Source organism: Burkholderia puraquae (genome assembly GCF_002099195.1).
Lineage (GTDB): Bacteria > Pseudomonadota > Gammaproteobacteria > Burkholderiales > Burkholderiaceae > Burkholderia > Burkholderia puraquae.
Genome location: NZ_NBYX01000006.1, coordinates 156534 through 175504 on the forward strand (window position 1 = coordinate 156534; position 18971 = coordinate 175504).

15 protein-coding genes are annotated in these 18971 nt (G+C 67.7%); 6 read left to right on the forward strand and 9 right to left on the reverse strand.

Annotated elements, in window-relative coordinates; genetic code table 11:
* Positions 1–2: 2 nt before the first annotated feature.
* From ribD to B7G54_RS14430, 3 genes are all read right to left on the reverse strand, one after another.
* Complete coding sequence (gene ribD, locus B7G54_RS14420; RefSeq protein WP_085039680.1) at positions 3–1124, reverse strand: bifunctional diaminohydroxyphosphoribosylaminopyrimidine deaminase/5-amino-6-(5-phosphoribosylamino)uracil reductase RibD; 1122 nt, start codon at positions 1122–1124, stop codon at positions 3–5.
* 15 nt (positions 1125–1139) lie between these two features.
* Positions 1140–2423 (reverse strand): glutamate-1-semialdehyde 2,1-aminomutase, encoded by a 1284-nt coding sequence (gene hemL / locus B7G54_RS14425; protein WP_014897811.1) that lies wholly within the window; start codon positions 2421–2423, stop codon positions 1140–1142.
* A 174-nt stretch (positions 2424–2597) separates the two neighbouring features.
* The gene (locus tag B7G54_RS14430; RefSeq protein WP_085039681.1) at positions 2598–3062 is read right to left on the reverse strand and encodes a hypothetical protein; all 465 of its coding nucleotides are present in this window, start codon (positions 3060–3062) and stop codon (positions 2598–2600) included.
* A 247-nt stretch (positions 3063–3309) separates the two neighbouring features.
* On the opposite strand from B7G54_RS14430, the gene B7G54_RS14440 reads away from it, so the two are divergent.
* Positions 3310–4527: a Bcr/CflA family multidrug efflux MFS transporter gene (locus tag B7G54_RS14440; RefSeq protein WP_085039682.1), complete on the forward strand. Its 1218-nt coding sequence runs from the start codon at positions 3310–3312 to the stop codon at positions 4525–4527.
* Between the two features lie 107 nt (positions 4528–4634).
* On the opposite strand, the gene B7G54_RS14445 is transcribed toward B7G54_RS14440, so the two are convergent.
* From B7G54_RS14445 to zwf, 3 genes are all read right to left on the reverse strand, one after another.
* The gene (locus B7G54_RS14445) at positions 4635–6563 is read right to left on the reverse strand and encodes a bifunctional transcriptional regulator/glucokinase (RefSeq protein WP_085039683.1); all 1929 of its coding nucleotides are present in this window, start codon (positions 6561–6563) and stop codon (positions 4635–4637) included.
* Positions 6541–7221, reverse strand: coding sequence for a 6-phosphogluconolactonase (gene pgl, locus B7G54_RS14450; RefSeq protein ID WP_085039684.1), 681 nt, complete (start codon positions 7219–7221; stop codon positions 6541–6543). Before pgl ends, B7G54_RS14445 begins: the two co-directional genes overlap by 23 nt.
* An 88-nt stretch (positions 7222–7309) precedes the next feature.
* Complete coding sequence (gene zwf / locus B7G54_RS14455) at positions 7310–8779, reverse strand: glucose-6-phosphate dehydrogenase (RefSeq protein WP_085039685.1); 1470 nt, start codon at positions 8777–8779, stop codon at positions 7310–7312.
* A gap of 431 nt (positions 8780–9210) precedes the next feature.
* Here zwf and B7G54_RS14460 point away from each other — a divergent pair, with 431 nt between their 5' ends.
* The 4 genes from B7G54_RS14460 (at position 9211) to B7G54_RS14475 (ending at position 13613) form a co-directional block, all read left to right on the forward strand.
* Positions 9211–10458, forward strand: coding sequence for an ABC transporter substrate-binding protein (locus B7G54_RS14460; protein WP_085039686.1), 1248 nt, complete (start codon positions 9211–9213; stop codon positions 10456–10458).
* 138 nt (positions 10459–10596) lie between these two features.
* Positions 10597–11535 (forward strand): carbohydrate ABC transporter permease, encoded by a 939-nt coding sequence (locus B7G54_RS14465; protein WP_085039687.1) that lies wholly within the window; start codon positions 10597–10599, stop codon positions 11533–11535.
* On the forward strand, positions 11525–12382 hold the full coding sequence (locus tag B7G54_RS14470) for a carbohydrate ABC transporter permease (RefSeq protein WP_011544828.1): 858 nt from the start codon (positions 11525–11527) through the stop codon (positions 12380–12382). The genes B7G54_RS14465 and B7G54_RS14470 overlap by 11 nt, the downstream gene beginning before the upstream one ends.
* A gap of 112 nt (positions 12383–12494) precedes the next feature.
* Positions 12495–13613, forward strand: a complete 1119-nt coding sequence (locus B7G54_RS14475) for an ABC transporter ATP-binding protein (RefSeq protein ID WP_085039688.1) — start codon at positions 12495–12497, stop codon at positions 13611–13613.
* 87 nt (positions 13614–13700) lie between these two features.
* Here B7G54_RS14475 and B7G54_RS14480 read toward each other — a convergent pair whose 3' ends face one another.
* The 3 genes from B7G54_RS14480 to trxB form a co-directional block, all read right to left on the reverse strand.
* Positions 13701–14324 carry a trimeric intracellular cation channel family protein gene (locus tag B7G54_RS14480; RefSeq protein ID WP_027788121.1) on the reverse strand — a complete coding sequence of 208 codons (624 nt, stop codon included), beginning with the start codon at positions 14322–14324 and terminating at the stop codon, positions 13701–13703.
* On the reverse strand, positions 14311–15090 hold the full coding sequence (locus B7G54_RS14485; RefSeq protein ID WP_085039689.1) for a Smr/MutS family protein: 780 nt from the start codon (positions 15088–15090) through the stop codon (positions 14311–14313). The genes B7G54_RS14480 and B7G54_RS14485 overlap by 14 nt, the downstream gene beginning before the upstream one ends.
* A gap of 137 nt (positions 15091–15227) precedes the next feature.
* Entirely contained in the window at positions 15228–16190 is a 963-nt protein-coding gene (gene trxB / locus B7G54_RS14490) for a thioredoxin-disulfide reductase (RefSeq protein WP_085039690.1), read from the reverse strand.
* Between the two features lie 439 nt (positions 16191–16629).
* On the opposite strand from trxB, the gene B7G54_RS14495 reads away from it, so the two are divergent.
* Positions 16630–18939, forward strand: a complete 2310-nt coding sequence (locus B7G54_RS14495) for a DNA translocase FtsK (protein ID WP_085039691.1) — start codon at positions 16630–16632, stop codon at positions 18937–18939.
* Positions 18940–18971: the final 32 nt, after the last annotated feature.

Consider the following 18971-nt stretch of genomic DNA (forward strand, 5'->3'; position numbering starts at 1 on the left):
GTTCAGTGAGTGGCGTCAGGCGGCGTGAAACGCGCGAGGATCCGCAGGTCGTCGCCGATCCGCTCGAACCCGTGGAACGACAGTCGCGTGCGCGCCTCGAGGCTCGCCGGCGCGGCGAGGTCGAACATGCCGGCCGCATCGGCGCCCAGCAGGCTCGGCGCGAGGTAGACGAGCAATTCGTCGACGCACTGCTCGCGCAGCAGCGAGCCGTTCAGCTTGTGGCCGGCCTCGACGTGCAGCTCGTTGACGCCGCGCGCGCCGAGCGCCGCCAGCATCGCGGGCAGGTCGACCTTGCCGTGCGCATTCGCGAGCGGCACGATTTCCGCGCCGCGCGCCTTCAGCACCTTCGCGCGCACTTCGCCGGCGGCGTCGAGCCGGCCGCAGAAGATCAGCAGCGGCGCACCCTCGAGCAGCCGCGCATCGAGCGGCAGGTCGAGGCGGCTGTCTACCAGGATGCGCTGCGGCTGGCGCGGCGTGTCGACGCCGCGCACGGTCAGCAGCGGGTTGTCTTCGCGCACGGTGCCGATGCCGGTCAGGATTGCGCAGGCGCGCGCACGCCATGCGTGCCCGTCGAGGCGGGCGGCCTCGCCGGTGATCCACTGGCTTTCGCCGGACGGCAGCGCGGTGCGGCCGTCGAGCGACGCGGCGGTCTTCATCCGCACCCACGGGCGGCCGCGCGTCATCCGCGACACGAAGCCGATGTTCAGTTCGCCGGCTTCATGCGCGAGCAGCCCGCAGCGCACGTCGATGCCCGCGTCGCGCAGCATCCCGAGGCCGCGCCCCGACACCTGCGGGTTCGGGTCTTCCATCGCGGCGACGACCTTCGCGACGCGCGCGTCGATCAGCGCGTTCGCGCATGGCGGCGTGCGGCCGAAATGGCTGCACGGTTCGAGCGTGACGTAGACGGTCGAACCCGCGACGTCGTAGCCGCGCGAGCGCGCGTCCTTCAGCGCCTGCACCTCTGCGTGATCCTGGCCGGCCGGCTGCGTGAAGCCTTCGCCGATCACGTCGCCGTCCTTGACGATCACGCAGCCGACACGCGGGTTCGGTGCCGTTGTATACATGCCGCGCGCGGCGAGCGCGAGCGCACGCTGCATGTGGGCGAAATCGATATCCGAGAACATGCGCGCGGACCCGGGTCAGGCAGCGAGTGCCGCGAATGCGCGGCGCGCGGCCGCGAGCGTCGCGTCGATCACCGCGTCGTCGTGCGTGCTCGACACGAAGCCGGCTTCGTATGCGGACGGCGCGAAGTACACGCCTTCGTCGAGCATCAGGTGGAAGAAGCGGTTGAAGCGCTCGGTGTCGCTCTTCGTCACTTCGGCGAAGCTGGTCGGCACGCGTTCGGCGAAGTAGAGGCCGAACATCGCGCCGATCGAGTCGGCCGCGAACGGCACGCCGGCCGCGCGCGCTTCGGCCGCGAGGCCGTCGGCGAGCCGCTTCGTCTGCGCAGTGAGCGCGTCGTAGAAGCCGGGCGCCTGGATCAGCTGCAGCGTCTTCAGGCCTGCCGCGACCGCGATCGGGTTGCCCGACAGCGTGCCGGCCTGATAGACGCCGCCGAGCGGCGCGAGATGGGCCATGATGTCGCGGCGGCCGCCGAATGCAGCCGCCGGCATCCCGCCGCCGATCACCTTGCCGAGGCAGGTGAGGTCGGCCGTGATCCCGTAGTACGCCTGCGCGCCGCCGAGCGCGACGCGGAACCCGCACATCACTTCGTCGAAGATCAGCACGGCGCCGTGCTTCGTGCACAGCGCGCGCAGCGCGTTCAGGAATTCGGGCGTGCCGCGCACGAGGTTCATGTTGCCCGCGACCGGCTCGACGATCACGGCGGCGATCTCGTCGCCGAACGCACCGAACGCTTCTTCGAGCGCGGCGACGTTGTTGTATTCGAGGACGGTCGTGTGCTTCGCGATGTCGGCGGGCACGCCGGCCGACGTCGGGTTGCCGAACGTCAGCAGGCCCGAGCCGGCCTTCACGAGCAGGCTGTCCGCATGGCCGTGGTAGCAGCCTTCGAACTTGACGATGCGGCTGCGGCCCGTGAAGCCGCGCGCGAGACGCAGCGCGCTCATCGTGGCCTCGGTGCCGCTCGACACCATCCGCACCTGCTCGATCGACGGCACGAGCTTGCAGATTTCCTCGGCGATCTCGATCTCGGCTTCGGTCGGCGCGCCGAACGAGAAGCCGTCGGCGAGCACGTTCTGCACGGCCGACAGCACTTCCGGATGGACGTGGCCGACGATCATCGGGCCCCAGGAGCCGATGTAGTCGATGTACTGCTTGCCGTCGGCATCCCAGAAATACGGGCCTTGCGCGCGCGCGACGAAGCGCGGCGTGCCGCCGACCGAACGGAATGCGCGCACCGGCGAGTTGACGCCGCCGGGAATGGTCTTCTGGGCGCGTTCGAAGAGGATCTGATTGTTGGACATGGGCGAAACCTGCGAGAGAAGGGCGCGGGGGCCTGTGCACGGGCCGCGGCGCCTGGGCGGAACGATCGTCTGATTGTACCGGAGACGCGCGTGGCGGGCCCGCGACGCCGTCTGCGGCCTGTCGGCGCATGAGGGATCGCGTTGGCCGGGAAGGAAGGGGGCAATTCGGCCCCGTTATCGATCCGGCACGGGCGGCGGCTTGCGCTTGCCGGTCAGCTCGGCCCAGCGCTTTTCGAGCGGGCCTTCGACCATCGGCTTGATCACCGTGCCCGAGCTCTGCGCATCCCAGGTCTGCACCGAGTACGGATGCACGCGCAGCGCGTCGCGCGCGATCACGACGTCCTGGTGCGCGTCGACCAGCCAGTCGTACACGAAGTCGATGCACAGCCGGTAGCCGCGCTTCGTCGCCGGATCGGGCACCTCGTACGGCGCGCGCGTCACGTAGCCGGAACCGAACACGCCCTTGGGCTCCTTCGCGACGCGGTGCAGGAACACGCGGTCGCCCGGCAGGATGCCGCGCGCGAAGCCGCAGCCCCACACGTCATGCACGGCCTCGCCTGCCTTCACGCGCGCGGCGACGTCGGGCAGTTCGGGCCACGGCCATTTCTTGGGGCTCCAGATCAACAGGAAAGCGGTCATCGGTTCGGTCGTGCGTCGAATTGGTCAGACAAGAGGGGCGAGGAGCTGCAAGCTTAATCGAATCCCCGCTCGCGATCCCGCGCGGCGGGCACCGCGCCGGTCGTTTTCGACCGGCCGCGCACTCGGCCGACGGCACGTAAAAAAGTTGCGCGTACAATCATGGGCCTGGGCGTGCCGTTCGCGGTGCGGCCTCCCGTCTTCACTGCCACGTGCGCCCCGATGCGCGCGGGCTCCATTGCGGATACCCATGTCTCACGTCGTCCGACGCCGGCCCGATGCCCGGCTGATCCTGTTGCTCGGCGCGCTCGCCGCCTGCGGGCCGATCGCTACCGACATGTACCTGCCGAGCCTGCCGTCGATCGCCGACGGCTTCTCCGTCAGCCCCGGCGCCGCGCAGCGCACGCTGACGAGCTTCATGGCCGGCTTCTCGATCGGCATGCTGCTGTACGGTCCGCTGTCCGACACGTGGGGCCGCCGCCCGGTGCTGCTCGGCGGCATCGCGCTGTTCACGCTCGCGAGCATCGGCTGCTTCGTGTCGAACTCGATCGACATGCTGATCCTCGTGCGCTTCCTGCAGGCGCTCGGCGCCGGCGCGGCGTCGGTGTTGTCGCGCGCGATCGCGCGCGATGCGCACGAGCCGACCGATGCGGCGAAGGTGCTGTCGATGGTCGCGATCGTCACCGCGGTCGGGCCGCTGCTCGCGCCGCTGATCGGCGGGCAGATCCTGCGCTTCTCCGGCTGGCGCGGCGTGTTCGTCGTGCTGGCCGCGTTCGGCGCGGTGTGCGCGGCGACCGCGTACCTGCGCGTGCCCGAAACCTGGCCGAAGGAGCGGCGCAAGAGCGCGGCCGTGCTCGCATCGTTCGCGTCGTACGGGCGCATCCTGTCCGACCCCGTCGCATGGGGGCACATGCTGTGCGGCGGGATGGCGTTCGCGGCGATGTTCTCGTACATCACCGCGACACCGTTCGTGTACATCGAGTATTTCCACGTGTCGCCGCAGCACTACGGGCTGCTGTTCGGCCTGAACGTGGTCGGCATCATGATCGGCAACTTCACGAACACGCGGCTCGTCGGCCGTATCGGTTCGCTGCGCATCATCGCGGCCGCGTCGCTCGTGAGCTGCATCGCATCGCTCGCGGTCGCGCTCGTCGCGCTGACCGGGTGGGGCGGGCTGTGGTCGATCGTCGTGTGCCTGTTCTTCGTCGTCGGCGTGGTCGGGATCCTGTCCGCGAACTGCACGACCGACCTCATGCATCGCTATCCGCACAACGCGGGCGCGTCGGCGGCCGTGTTCGGCGCGATGCAGCTGGCGCTCGGCGCACTCGCGAGCGTCGCGATCGGCGCACTCGCGGACGGCACGCCGTTCGCGATGGGCGTGACGATCGGCGTGTCGGGGGTGCTGTGTTTCGCCGGGCGCTACCTCGTGCTGCGCTGGCATGGCCGGCCGGTGAAAGCGGGCGCCTGAGCGGAGGCCGCAATGGCCGCGGCATGAAAAAACGCCACCGCGCGATGCGTCGGTGGCGTTCTTTTTCGGGCAGTCGGAACGCGGCGAGCGCCTGACCGTGTCGAGCGTCAGTCCCGCGCGACGTCCTTCGCCGCCGGCGATGCGCCGTGGCTCAGCCAGTCGAGCACGTCGGCCGTTTCGTCGTCGCTCGCCCGTGCGCGCGCCTGCGCGACGGCCTCCGGCAACTCCCCGTTGGTCGACGCACGGCGGATCGCGACGCCGACCGCGAGGACGTCGATCATCAGCAGATGCAGGATCCGCGAGATCATCGACAACTGCGACTCGCGCATCTCGATGTGGTCGGTCTCGAGCGCGACGGTCGCACGCTTCGCAAGCGGCGTGTTGCTCGACGTGATCGCGATCACCTTGGCACCGGCCTGCATCGCGACCTCGAGCACGCGCAGCAGCTCGGGCGCGCGCCCCGACTTCGACACCGCGACGATCACGTCGCCCTTGCCGAGCAGCGCGGCCGATGCGGCCTGCATGTACAGGTCGCCGTACGCGATCGTCGGGATCCCGAAGCGGAAGAACTTGTAGTGCGCGTCCTGCGCGACGATGTTCGAGTTGCCGAGCCCGTAGAACTCGATGCGCCGTGCGCCGTTCAGGATCTCGATCGCATTCTCGACGTGCTCGAAGTTCAGGTGTTCGCGCAGCTGCAGGATCGCGGACACTGTGTTGTCGAGCACCTTCGCGCCGAAGTCGGTGGCCGTGTCGCCGAGATGCACCTGGCTGTGGCTCATCGGAATCGTGCCGGTGAGGCCGGTGGCGAGCTTCAGCTTGAAGTCCGACAGCCCCTGGCAGCCGAGCGAGCGGCAGAAGCGGATCACCGTCGGCTGGCTCACGTCGGCCTTGCGCGCGATATCGACGATCGGATCGTTGATGATCGAGCGCGGATGGTTCAGCGCGAGATCGGCGACGCGGCGCTCGGCCGGCGTCAGTGCGTCGCGCATCTGGCGGATCCGTTCGAACACGGCCGACGATGCACCGCCCGAGCGGTTCGACAACTGCTCCGCGAGGATCGCCGACACGCCGAGGAACGCCGGGTATTCGGCGGTGATCAGGTAGGTCGGGATGTTCTCGAGGTAGTGCGTGAAGCGGCCCTTCGCCTCGAAGCGCGCACGGAACGACGAGCGCGTGAACAGTTCGCCGAGCTTCACCGCGACGCCGCCGCCGATGTATACGCCGCCGAGCGCGCCGAGCGTCAGCGCGACGCTGCCCGCGAACGCGCCGAGAATCCCGCAGAAGCATTCGACCGTTTCGAGCGCGAGCGCGTCGCCCGCATGCGCGCGCTCGACGATCTCGACCGTGTCGACGGTCGCGGCCACGCGCTTCTTGTCGCGCGCGGCAAGTGCGCGATAGATGATCTCCATGCCGGGGCCCGCGCACACGCGTTCGAATGACACGTGCGGAAACTTCTTGCGCGCGTACTGCAGCACCAGGTCCTCGCGCTCGTCCTGCGGCGCGAACGATGCGTGGCCGCCTTCGCTGCCGAGCGCGATCCAGCGGTCGTCGGCCGGAATCAGCCCCGACACGCCGAGCCCGGTGCCGGGCCCGAGCAGCCCGATCACGCTGTTCTGGCGGCGCGCGCCGCCGCCGATCTGCACGCGCTGCGCGTCGGTCAGGCCCGGCAGCGCCATGGCCAGCGCGGTGAAATCGTTGACGACGAGCAGCGTGTCGAAGCCGAGCGCGCGGCGCGTCGCCTCGATCGAGAAGCTCCAGTCGTGGTTGGTCATCGTGACCTGGTCGCCGTCGACCGGGTTGGCGATCGCGATCGCCGCGTGGTTCACGCGGCTGATCTTCACGTCCTTCAGATACTTGCGGATCGCGTCGGTGATCGTCGGATAGTCGGCGCCGGGATACACGCGGATCTGCGTGATCTCGCCCGGGCCGGTTTCCAGCGCGAAGCGCGCGTTGGTGCCGCCGACGTCCGCGAGCAGGCGCGGGCCGTCGGCATGCTGGGCCACGACGACCGCCTTACTTTGCGCACCAGTAGACATCGAGCTGGGTCCCCTTGTCGTTGGCCAGTTGGGAAATCGCGTTCTTCTGCAGCGATGCGGCCGCGGCGTCGAGCACCGCGCGTTTGCGTTCGCCCGCGATCAGCAGGAATAGCCGGTCGACGCGCTTGAGCGCATCGAGCGAGAAGCTCACGCGCGCATGCGGTGCGGCGCCGGGATGCACGGCGACGAAACGCTCGGGCGTCGTGATCGCGTGATCCCATTCGGGCGCATCGGCGAAGATCGACGCGGTATGGCCGTCCTCGCCCATCCCGAGCACCGCGACGCTCGGCACGCGGTACTCGGCGTTTGCGTTCAGCGCAGCGACGTGCGCGTCGAGCGCGCTGCGCGTGTCGACGAGCGGCAGGAAACGGGCAGGGGCTGCCGCGTGCTGCAGCAGCGTGTCGCGCACGAGGTGCGCATTGCTGGCTGCGTCGTCCTCCGGCACCCAGCGGTCGTCGACCAGCGTCACGTCGACGCCGGCCCAGTCGAGCGCCGCGTGCGACAGCGTTTGCAGGAACGGGCGCGGGCTCGTGCCGCCGGACACCGCGAGCGTCGGGCGCGCGGGGCCGGCGAGCGCGGCGCGCAGCGCATCGCCGACGGCGCGCGCGAGCGCTTCGCTTTGCGCTTCCTGGGTGTCGAAAGCGTGGATCTCGATCACATCTCCTCCGGACTGCTTTGTCTGTTCAAATCGTACGAATCGTGGGGCACGTTGCCGCGTACGGTGGCGTGCGCGGCAGCGGTTTGCATCAGTTCTCTTCTTCGAGCCAGCAGGTGTCGTGCTGCGCAAGCATCGCGCTCGCCGCGGCCGGCCCCCACGTGCCCGCCGCATACGGCTTCGGCGGCTTCAGCGTGCGTGCCCATTCGTTCAGGATGGGCTCGACCCAGCGCCATGCGGCTTCCTGTTCGTCGCGGCGCACGAAGAGGGCGAGACGGCCGTTGATCACGTCGAGCAGCAGGCGCTGGTACGCCTCCATCTGCCCTTCCTTGAAGAACTGGTCGAACGCGAGGTCGAGGTGCACGCTCGCGAGGTTCATCCCTTCGCCGGGCTGCTTCGCGAGGCAGTACAGGCGGATCGTCTCGTTCGGCTGCAGCCGGATCACGAGGCGGTTCGAGCCGGGGCGCAGCGCGGTGGGCCCGAGCGCCGAATGCGGCACCGGGCGGAAATTGACGACGATCTCCGCGACGCGATCGGCAAGACGCTTGCCGGTGCGCAGGAAGAACGGCACGCCGGCCCAGCGCCAGTTCTCGATCTCGACTTTCAGCGCGACGAAGGTTTCGGTCTGGCTGTCGGGCTTCACGCCCGGCTCGGTCGCATAGGCCGGCACCTGCGCGCCCTTGATCACGCCCGCATGATACTGGCCGCGCACGGCCACCTTGCCGATGTCGCGCGGATCGACCGGTTTCAGCGCGCGCAGCACGCGCAGCTTCTCGTCGCGCACCGAATTCGAATCCATCGAATGCGGCGGCTCCATCGCGACGATCGACAGCAACTGCAGCAGGTGGTTCTGCACCATGTCGCGCAGTGCGCCCGTATTGTCGTAGAAATCGCCGCGCGCCTCGACGCCGAGCTCCTCGGCGATCGTGATCTGGATGCTTTCGACCCATTCACGGCGCCACAGCGGCTCGAACAGCGCATTGCCGAAGCGCAGCGCGAGCAGGTTCTGCACGGGTTCCTTGCCGAGGTAGTGGTCGATCCGGTAGATCTGGCCTTCCGCGAAAATTTCGCCGACCGCGTCGTTGATCGCATTCGACGACTTCAGGTCGTAGCCGAGCGGCTTCTCGAGCACGATGCGCGAGCCTTCGTTCAGGCCGACCGACGCGAGCGCCTTGCAGATCGGTACGAACAGCGACGGGCCCGTCGCCAGATAGAACACACGGATGCCGGGCAGCGATGCGACCGCGTCGCGCAGCACGACGTAGTCTTCCGCGCGGCCGAGATCGAGGTGCACGTATTCGATGCGATCGAGGAAGGACTTCCACGCAGTTTCGTCGAACGCCTTGCCGGCGGCCTTGGCCGCGTGCGGCTTCACGTGCGTGTCGACCCATTCGAGATAGGACGCCCGATCCGATTCATGACGCGCCACGGCGACGATGCGGCCGCTCTCCGCCAGCATGTTCGCACGGTGCGCTTCGAATAGCGCAGGCAGGATCTTGCGCATCGACAGATCGCCGGTGCCGCCGAAAAGTACGAAGGTAAAGCTGGAATCGGTATGCATGTGTCTCCGCCGTGTTGGGGGTGCTCGGAAGCGATCCGTAGTGCGATAAAAATATTTTTGACACTGAATTGTAGTTTAACTACAATCCGCCGCAAGGGGTAGCACCTGGGTGAAGAAAAAAAGAAGTGCGGTCGATGAACTGCGCGAGCTTCGCCTTCGGGAACGCCTTGTGCCGAATGTTATCGGACATTGACGGCGCGCATCGTCGGCGCGACGTCGGCCCCGGGCTCGCGCCGCATCATCGCGGCGGGCCAGAAACACAAAGAGGAGACACGCCGTTGAATCTCGATTCACGCTTTCTGTAAGAGCCCGGCCGGTCATCGGCCCCGTACGCTGCATGCGTCCCGCGGCTCGATTTCCCCGTCGTTATCAAGAAGCCGGTTCCCGGTCAGGGAACCTCACGAGTTGATTCAGTCTGGAGGAGATAAGTAATGAAAGTTCGCTCGATCATGGGTGCGCTCTGCGCGGCAGGTCTGATGGCTGGCGCCGTGGCGGCGCAGGCAGCCGAGAATGTAACGGTGCTGCACTGGTGGACCTCGGGCGGCGAGTCGAAGGCCGTCGGCGTGCTGAAGGACGACCTGCAGAAGCAGGGTTATGTATGGAAGGACTTCGCGGTTGCGGGCGGCGCGGGCGCCGCGGCAATGACCGCGCTGAAGACCAAGGTGATCAGCGGCGACGCACCGTCGGCCGCGCAGATCAAGGGCCCGCTGATCCAGGACTGGGCCGACCAGGGCGTGCTCGTCAACATCGATTCCGCTGCCGGCGACTGGAAGCAGAACCTGCCGCCGGAAATCGATAAGATCATCAAGTACAAGGGCCACACCGTCGCGGCGCCGTTCTCGGTGCACCGCGTGAACTGGCTGTACATCAACAAGGCCGCGCTCGACAAGGTTGGCGCGAAGGTGCCGACCACCTGGCCTGAATTCTTCGCGGTGGCCGACAAGCTGAAGGCCGCGGGCATCCAGCCGGTCGCGATGGGCGGCCAGCCGTGGCAGGACCTGACGCTGTGGGAAGACGTGGTGCTGTCGCAGGGCCCGGCGTTCTACAAGAAGGCGCTGGTCGATCTCGACCAGGCGACGCTGACGTCGCCGCAGATGCTGTCCGTGTTCGACACGGTGCGCAAGATCCAGGGCTACTTCGATGCCGGCCGTAACGGCCGCGACTGGAACCTCGCGACCGCGATGGTCATCAACGGCAAGGCCGGCATGCAGTTCATGGGCGACTGGGCGAAGGGCGAGTTCGAGAACGCCGGCAAGAAGTCGGGCAAGGACTACATCTGCGCACCGGTGCCGGGCACGGCGAATGCGTACACGTTCAACGTCGATTCGTTCGTGTTCTTCCAGCAGAAGGGCGAGAAGAACGCGACGCCGGGCCAGCTCGCGCTCGCGAAGACGATCATGACGCCGGACTTCCAGGAGCAGTTCAGCCTGCTGAAGGGCTCGGTGCCCGTGCGCCTCGGCGTGAAGATGGACAAGTTCGACGACTGCGCGAAGAAGTCGTATGCCGACGAGCAGACCGCGATCAAGTCGGGCGGCTTCGTGCCGTCGCTCGCACACGGGATGGCGCAAAGCGATGCGACCGCCGGCGCGATCACGGACGTCGTGACGAAGTTCATGAACTCGCAGCAGGATTCGAAGAGCGCGGTCGCCGCGCTCGCGAAGGCCGCGAAGGTCAAGTAACGCGCGCCAGGCGCCCGGCCGGAAACGCTTCATCGGCCGGGCGTTTTTGCATGTGCAGCAAACGGGCTCGCCCGCGGGCTCGTGCCGTACCTGGCGCCGGCCCGGCCTGCGCCGCCCTCGTTCCAGGAGTCGAATCAAGTGGCTGCCCCTCTTAGCGGAAACGGATCCGGCGCTGCCGCCGCACGGCGTACGTCGCCGATGTCGGCCTTCGCCGATCGCTGGATCCCGAAGCTCGTGCTTGCACCGAGCGTCGCGATCGCCGTGGTGTTCATCTACGGCTTCATCCTGATTACCGGCTATCTGTCGCTGACCAATTCGCGGCTGTTGCCGAACTACGAATTCGACGGCTTCGGCCGTTACACGGACCTGTTCCAGAACGACGTGTGGTGGACTTCCGCCGCGAACCTCGGCTGGTTCGGGATTCCGTTCATCGCGGTCTGCGTCGCGCTCGGGTTGTTCCTCGCGATCCTGCTCGACCAGCGGATCCGCAACGAAGGCGCGCTGCGCGCGATCTTCCTGTATCCGATGGCGCTGTCGTTCATCGTCACCGGCACCGCGTGGCAGTGGATCCTGAACCCGGGCCTCGGCCTCGAGAAGGTGATGCACGACTGGGGCTGGACGAGCTTCTCGTTCGACTGGCTCGGCGATCCGGACAAGGCGATCTTCTGCGTGGTGATCGCCGCCGTGTGGCAGTCGACGGGTTTCGTGATGGCGCTGTTCCTCGCGGGGCTGCGCGGCGTCGATGCGGAGATCTTCAAGGCCGCGCAGGTGGACGGCGCGACGCTGCCGACCATCTACCGGAAGATCGTGATCCCGAGCATGCGCCCGGTGTTCTTCTCGGTGCTGCTGATCCTCTGCCACATCACGATCAAGACCTTCGACCTGGTCGTCGCGCTGACGGCGGGCGGCCCGGGCACGTCGTCGTCGCTGCCGGCCATGTTCATGTACACGTTTTCGTTCAACCGCGGCCAGCTCGGGCTCGGCGCGGCGTCCTCGGTGATGATGCTCGCGACCGTGGTCGCGGTGCTGGTGCCGCTGATGTATATGGAATCGAGGAGCACCCGCAATGCAGCCTAAGATGACGATCAGCCGGGCAGTGATCTATGCGGCACTGATCCTGTTCGCGCTGTATTTCCTGTTCCCCATCTACGTGATGCTGTCGACCTCGTTCAAGGATCTCGACCAGCTGCGCACCGGCAACCTGCTGACGCCGCCCACCACGTGGACCGTCGACCCGTGGGTGAAGGCCTGGAGCGGGGCGTGCACCGGCGTGCGCTGCGACGGCATGAAGCCGTTCTTCCTGAACTCGCTGCAGATGGTGATCCCGGCCGTGCTGATCTCGTCGCTGATCGGCGCGTTCAACGGCTACGTGCTCACGCACTGGCGCTTTCGCGGTGCCGACGCGCTGTTCACGATGATGCTGGTCGGCTGCTTCATCCCGTTCCAGGTGATCCTGCTGCCGATGGCGCGCCTGCAGGGGATGCTCGGCCTCGCCAACACGATTCCGGGCCTCGTGTTCGTGCACGTCGTGTACGGCATCGCATTCACGACGATGTTCTTCCGCAACTTCTACGTGAGCGTGCCGGCCGAGCTCGTGAAGGCCGCGCGCATCGACGGCGCGGGCTTCTTCACGATCTTCACGAAGATCCTGCTGCCCGTGTCGCTGCCGATCTTCATGGTGTGCCTGATCTGGCAGTTCACGCAGATCTGGAACGACTTCCTGTTCGGGATCGTGTTCTCCGGCGTCGATTCGATGCCGATCACGGTGGCGCTGAACAACCTCGTCAACACGTCGACGGGCGTGAAGGAATACAACGTCGACATGGCCGGCGCGATCATCGCCGCGCTGCCGACGCTGCTCGTCTACATCGTCGCCGGCCGCTACTTCGTGCGCGGGCTGACGGCGGGCGCGGTGAAGGGGTAGGCGCGGCTTTATCCGATACGACGAACCGGCCGCGCATTGCGCGCGGCGCATCGAAACGAACCCGACGCGGCGCCCGAGTGCGCCGCGCGAGACGAGACAGAGGATTCACAGCATGGCAAGCCTTTCCATCCGTGACGTGTACAAGACCTACCCGAACGGGGTGCCGGTCCTGAAGGGTGTCGACATCGAGATCGAGGACGGACAGTTCCTGATCCTGGTCGGCGGTTCGGGCTGCGGGAAGTCGACGCTGCTCAACATGATCGCCGGGCTCGAGACCGTGACGAGCGGCGAGATCTGCATCGACGGCAAGGTCGTCAACGACCTGTCGCCGAAGGATCGCGACATCGCGATGGTGTTCCAGTCGTACGCGCTGTATCCGTCGATGACGGTGCGCGAGAACATCTCGTTCGGCCTGAACATCCGCAAGGTGCCCAAGAGCGAGCAGCAGCAGATCGTCGACCGCGTGTCGCAGATGCTGCAGATCCAGCATCTGCTCGACCGCAAGCCGGGCCAGCTGTCGGGCGGCCAGCGCCAGCGCGTCGCGATGGGGCGTGCGCTCGCGCGCGATCCGTCGCTGTTCCTGTTCGACGAGCCGCTGTCGAACCTCGATGCAAAGCTGCGCATCGAGATGCGCGCGGAAATCAAGCTGCTGCACCAGCGCCTCGGCACGACGATCGTCTACGTGACGCACGACCAGATCGAGGCGATGACGCTCGGCGACCGGATCGCGGTGATGAAGGACGGCGTGGTCCAGCAGTTCGGCGCGCCGCAGGAGATCTACGATTCGCCGTCGAACCTGTTCGTCGCGGGCTTCATCGGCGCGCCGCCGATGAACTTCATCAACGGCAAGCTGGTCGAGCAGGGCAGCGGGATCGCGCTCGAGATCGACACGGGCGTCAAGCGCGGCGTGCTGAACCTGCCGTTCGACGCGGGCAAGCTGAAGTCGCACGTCGGCAGCGAGGTGATCCTCGGCCTGCGTCCGGAGCGCATCACCGACGTGCGCCACGCGCACAACGGCGACGCGTCGCATCTGCAGCCGTTCGACGTGCGCGTCGACGTGACCGAGCCGACCGGGCCGGACACGCACGTGTTCGCGCAGGTGAACGGCAAGCGCATCGTGAGCCGCGTGCATCCGGCTGCGAACCCGCAGCCCGACCAGACGCTGTCGCTGCTGTTCGACGTGTCGAAGGCGGTGCTGTTCGATCCGGCGTCGGAAGAGCGGATCGCGTGATGTCGCGCGAGTGCTGAAGGAAGCAAAAAGGGGCCGTCTTCGGACGGCCCCTTTGTTTTGGCGCGGCGGTAGATGCCGCGGCGGCAGTCAGTGCGGCAGCCGCACGTCGAACTTGAACGTCGCCAGCCGCGCGACGAGGATGAAGCCGGTCGCGAGCAGCACGCTGTACACCGAGTCGAACTGCAGCCACACGAGCAGCAGGTAGAACCAGCAGCCGACGAACGCGCAGGTCGCGTACGGCCGCGAATCGCGCAGGATCAGCGGGATGTCGTTGCACAGGACGTCGCGGATGATCCCGCCGACCACGCCCGTGATCACGCCCATCATCACCGCGATGAAGCGCGGCATCTCGGCATCGAGCGCGATCGCCGTGCCCGAGATGCTGAAGATCCCGAGCCCGATCGCATCGGCGACCAGCAGCAACCGCTCGGCCGACAGCCGCGACAGCATTCGCAGCACGAACGGCGCGAACAGTGCGAGCACGAAGATCGCGATCACGTAGTCGTCGTGCACGACCCAGTAAAACGGCCGGCGCTCGAGCAGGATGTCGCGCAGCGTGCCGCCGCCGAACGCGGTGGCGAGCGCGACCACGAACGTGCCGACCGAGTCGAGACGGTTCTTGCGCGCCTCGATGAATCCCGAGATCGCAAAGGCGAGCGTCGCGATCGCCTCCAGTACCGCGATCGCGAGCGTCAGCCTAGGATGCGGCACGCGGCCCCCGGTCGCCGGGCGCCGCGAACGGCTGCAGCAGCACCAGCACCGCGCCCGCGCCGCCGTCGTGGCCGCGTGCCTCGCAGAACGCGATCACTTCTTCCTTCTGCACGAGCCACGCGCGCACCTTGCCTTTCAGCACGGGCTCCTTGCCGATCGAGCCGAGCCCTTTGCCGTGGATCACGCGCAGGCAGCGCAGCCCTTTCTTGCCGGCTTCGCGGATGAACTCGGCGAGCGCGTCGCGCGCCTCGTCGCGCCGCATCCCGTGCAGGTCGATCTGCGCCTGCACGATCCACGCGCCGCTGCGCAGCTTGCGCACGACGTCGCGGCTGATGCCGGGGCGGTGGTAGTACAGCGAGTCGTCGCTGTCGAGCAGCGTCTCGGGATCGAATTCGTCGGACAGCGTCGCGTTCAGCACGGCTTCCTCGTCGCGCTGCGTCTGCTTCGGCACCGGGTCGGGCGGCGTGCGGCCGGCCGTCGCGCGCGGCGGCGCACTGAGCGGCTGGATGGCGCCGATCTCGTTGCGGAACAGGTTCGCGTCGGCATCCGCCTGGCGCGCGGCCTTCGCAGTTTCGACGCGGGCACGCTCGCGGCGCTCGGCTTCGCCTTTCAGGTTCGCGCGCAGCGCGCCGAGGCCCGCGAGTCCCTGGCCGCGCAACGCGGCGGGATCGGGCGCGGGCGCCGGCGCGACGGGCGCGGGGTTCGCGGGGCGGGCGGCGATCTGCCGCTTCGCGGGATCGCTCGGATGGGGCTGGTTCTTCGCCATGATTCGGTATACAGGGCAGGCGCGTTCGGGCGCGCGGGCAAAAAAAAGCCGCTGCACGGCGGCAGCGGCTTGTCCGGCCAGGCCCGCTTCGCGGCAGCGGACGCCATTGTAGCGCCCGGCGCGACGGGTCTCGCGGCTTACTTCTTGTCGTGCAGGCTTTCGAGGTAGCGCTGCGCGTCGAGCGCGGCCATGCAGCCCGTGCCCGCGCTGGTGATCGCCTGGCGGTACACGTTGTCCTGCACGTCGCCCGCGGCGAACACGCCAGCGACGCTCGTCGACGTCGCGTTGCCGTGCAGGCCGCTCTTCGTCAGGATGTAACCGTCCTTCATTTCGAGCTGGCCCTGGAACAGGTCGGTGTTCGGCTTGTGGCCGATCGCCACGAACACGCCCTGCACGTTGAGGTCTTCGGTTGCGCCGGTCTTCACGTTCTTGATGCGCAGGCCCGTCACGCCCGAATCCTCGCCGGTCACTTCGTCGAGCACGTGATCCCACTTGATCACGACCGCGCCTTCCTTTTCCTTCTCCAGCAGGCGGTCGATCAGGATCGGCTCCGCGCGGAACTTGTCGCGGCGGTGGATCACCGTGACCTTCTTCGCGATGCCCGTCAGGTAGAGCGCTTCCTCGACGGCCGTGTTGCCGCCGCCGATCACCGCGACTTCCTGGTTGCGATAGAAGAAGCCGTCGCAGGTCGCGCAGGCCGACACGCCCTTGCCCATGAACGCTTCCTCGGACGGCAGGCCGAGATACTGCGCGGACGCGCCGGTCGCGATGATCAGCGAGTCGCACGTGTATTCGCCCGAGTCGCCGATCAGGCGGATCGGCTGCTCGTGCAGCTTCGCGGTGTGGATGTGGTCGAACACGATTTCGGTGTTGAAGCGCTCGGCGTGCTCGAGGAAGCGCGCCATCAGCTCCGGACCCTGCACGCCTTTCGCGTCTGCCGGCCAGTTTTCGACGTCGGTCGTGGTCATCAGCTGGCCGCCCTGCGCGATGCCGGTGATCAGCACCGGGGACAGGTTGGCGCGTGCCGCGTAGACGGCAGCCGTGTAGCCGGCGGGGCCGGAACCGAGAATCAGGACTTTGGCGTGTTTGGGCGTGGACATGTGCGAATCCGTAAAAGGCGGCCGCGGCGGGCGGGGTAGGGCTCGCCGTACGATCCAGGGTGACCGGGATGCCGTCATAGATGGGTATCAGACGCGCATTATAAAGGTCCCGTTGCTGCATTGCCGAACGAGAGTTTCAATCGCGGCGATAGTGTCGCGCGGTGAAACGGCCGTGCGTGCGGGGCGGGCGCGGCGCGCGGCGGCGCGTTGCCGCACGTGTGCGGCGGGGCGTGGCGCCGGCTCGGCGCGGCGCAGCAGCGGCGCCCGACGGCCGGCCGGGCCGGCGCGAAAGGGGGGGGGCGGAGCGCGGCCGCCGGGCCGGCCGTACCCCGGCCCCGTTATGTAACCGTCATTTACACTTGGCGGCCCGGTGCAGCGCTTACAATATGCGGGATCGAACGACAGGCGGGCGCACGGCCCGTCCTCTTTATACGGATTCATGGCAAAAGCTCCTTATTCCGCCCAGGCACAGGCGTTGCCGCACCGGATGTCGAAGCTCCTCACGGAGATCCGCTGGATTCTCCAGGTCGCGCTCTGCGCATTTCTGGTGATGGCCCTGCTGAGCTACAGCCGGCGCGATCCGAGCTGGACGCACGCCGCCCAGGTGGACCACATCTCGAACTGGGCCGGTCGCGTCGGCGCCTGGACGGCCGACATCATCCTGCTGCTGTTTGGCCTGTCGGCCTACTGGCTGATCGTGCCGCTCGCGCGGCGCATCGCCGTCAACTATCGCCGTATCACGCGCCACGAGGCGGTCTCGGACGAGCCCGAGCGGCCGATCGGCTGGCTCACCGAAATCCTCGCGTTCGTGCTCGTCGTGCTGGCATGCGACGGCATCGAGGCGCTGCGCATGTGGTCGCTGAAGGTGCAGTTGCCGCGTGCGCCGGGCGGCGTCGTCGGCGAGGCCGTCGCGGGCGCGATGTCGCACGCGTTCGGCTTCACGGGCGGCACGCTGCTGCTGCTGATCGCGCTGGCGATCGGCCTGTCGCTGTATTTCCGCTTCTCGTGGCTGTCGGTCGCCGAGCGCGTCGGCGGCGCGATCCTGTCTGCCGTCAACGTCGCGAAGCTGCGCCGCGAGGCCGAGCGCGACCGCAAGCTCGGCGAGGCTGCGGCCGTGCGGCGCGAAGGCAAGGTTGAAGAGGAGCGCGTGCGCATCGAGGATCACGAGCCCGTGACGATCGTGCCGCCGGTCGTCACGCCGGCGAAGTCCGAGCGCGTCGAGCGCGAGCGCCAGGTGCCGCTCTTCACCGACCTGCCGGGCGATTCGACGCTGCCGCCGGTAGCGCTGCTCGATCCTGCACCGAAGGCGCAGGAGGCGATCTCCGCCGACACGCTCGAATTCACGTCGCGCCTGATCGAGAAGAAGCTGAAGGACTTCGGCGTCGAGGCGAGCGTCGTCGCCGCGTATCCGGGCCCGGTCGTCACGCGCTACGAGATCGAGCCGGCCACCGGCGTGAAGGGCAGCCAGATCGTCAACCTCGCGAAGGATCTCGCGCGCTCGCTGTCGCTCGTGTCGATCCGCGTCGTCGAGACGATTCCCGGCAAGAACTACATGGCGCTCGAGTTGCCGAACCAGCGCCGCCAGACGGTCCACCTGTCCGAGATCATCGGTTCCGAGGTGTACGCGGCCGCCTCGTCGGCGCTGACGCTGAGCCTCGGCAAGGACATCGGCGGCAAGCCGGTGTGCGCGGATCTCGCGAAGATGCCGCACCTGCTTGTCGCCGGTACGACCGGTTCGGGCAAGTCGGTCGGGATCAACGCGATGATCCTGTCGCTGCTGTATAAAGCGACCGCCGATCAGGTGCGCCTGATCCTGATCGATCCGAAGATGCTCGAAATGAGCGTCTACGAGGGCATTCCGCACCTGCTGTGCCCGGTCGTCACCGACATGCGCCAGGCCGGCCACGCGCTGAACTGGACGGTCGCCGAGATGGAGCGCCGCTACAAGCTGATGAGCAAGCTCGGCGTGCGCAACCTCGCGGGCTACAACAACAAGATCGACGAGGCCGCGAAGCGCGAGGAGAAGCTGCCGAATCCGTTCAGCCTGACGCCGGAAGATCCGGAGCCGCTCGGCCGCCTGCCGAACATCGTCGTGGTGATCGACGAGCTGGCCGACCTGATGATGGTCGTCGGCAAGAAGGTCGAGGAACTGATCGCACGGATCGCGCAGAAGGCGCGCGCGGCCGGTATCCACTTGATCCTCGCGACGCAGCGTCCGTCGGTCGACGTGATCACGGGCCTCATCAAGGCGAACGTGCCGACGCGGATCGCGTTCCAGGTGTCGTCGAAGATCGACTCGCGCACGATTCTCGACCAGATGGGCGCCGAATCGCTGCTCGGGATGGGCGACATGCTGTACCTGCCGCCGGGCAGCGGGCTGCCCGTGCGCGTGCACGGCGCGTTCGTCGCCGACGACGAAGTGCATCGCGTCGTCGAGAAGCTCAAGGAGCATGGCGAGCCGAACTACGTCGAGGGCCTGCTCGAAGGCGGCACCGCCGACGGCGACGAGGGTTCGGCCGGCGCGGGAACCGGCGAAGGCGGCGACGAGTCAGATCCGCTGTACGACCAGGCGGTCGAGATCGTCATCAAGAACCGCCGCGCGTCGATCTCGCTCGTGCAGCGCCACCTGCGGATCGGTTACAACCGCGCGGCGCGGCTGCTCGAGCAGATGGAGCAGTCGGGGCTCGTATCGGCGATGTCGTCGAGCGGCAACCGCGAAATTCTTGTGCCGGCGCGCGACGCGGAATGAGTCCGCGGCGTTCGCGGCGCCGGCCACCCAGG

Bases quoted from the DNA above. Each gene is read 5' to 3' on its own strand.
- hemL (WP_014897811.1), bottom strand. From the start codon at position 2,423: ATGTCCAACAATCAGATCCTCTTCGAACGCGCCCAGAAGACCATTCCC.
- B7G54_RS14430 (WP_085039681.1), bottom strand. From the start codon at position 3,062: ATGACCGCTTTCCTGTTGATCTGGAGCCCCAAGAAATGGCCGTGGCCC.
- B7G54_RS14445 (WP_085039683.1), bottom strand. From the start codon at position 6,563: ATGTCTACTGGTGCGCAAAGTAAGGCGGTCGTCGTGGCCCAGCATGCC.
- B7G54_RS14485 (WP_085039689.1), bottom strand. From the start codon at position 15,090: ATGGCGAAGAACCAGCCCCATCCGAGCGATCCCGCGAAGCGGCAGATC.
- B7G54_RS14495 (WP_085039691.1), top strand. From the start codon at position 16,630: ATGGCAAAAGCTCCTTATTCCGCCCAGGCACAGGCGTTGCCGCACCGG.
- B7G54_RS14440 (WP_085039682.1), top strand. From the start codon at position 3,310: ATGTCTCACGTCGTCCGACGCCGGCCCGATGCCCGGCTGATCCTGTTG.
- zwf (WP_085039685.1), bottom strand. From the start codon at position 8,779: ATGCATACCGATTCCAGCTTTACCTTCGTACTTTTCGGCGGCACCGGC.
- B7G54_RS14460 (WP_085039686.1), top strand. From the start codon at position 9,211: ATGAAAGTTCGCTCGATCATGGGTGCGCTCTGCGCGGCAGGTCTGATG.
- ribD (WP_085039680.1), bottom strand. From the start codon at position 1,124: ATGTTCTCGGATATCGATTTCGCCCACATGCAGCGTGCGCTCGCGCTC.
- B7G54_RS14475 (WP_085039688.1), top strand. From the start codon at position 12,495: ATGGCAAGCCTTTCCATCCGTGACGTGTACAAGACCTACCCGAACGGG.
- B7G54_RS14470 (WP_011544828.1), top strand. From the start codon at position 11,525: ATGCAGCCTAAGATGACGATCAGCCGGGCAGTGATCTATGCGGCACTG.
- trxB (WP_085039690.1), bottom strand. From the start codon at position 16,190: ATGTCCACGCCCAAACACGCCAAAGTCCTGATTCTCGGTTCCGGCCCC.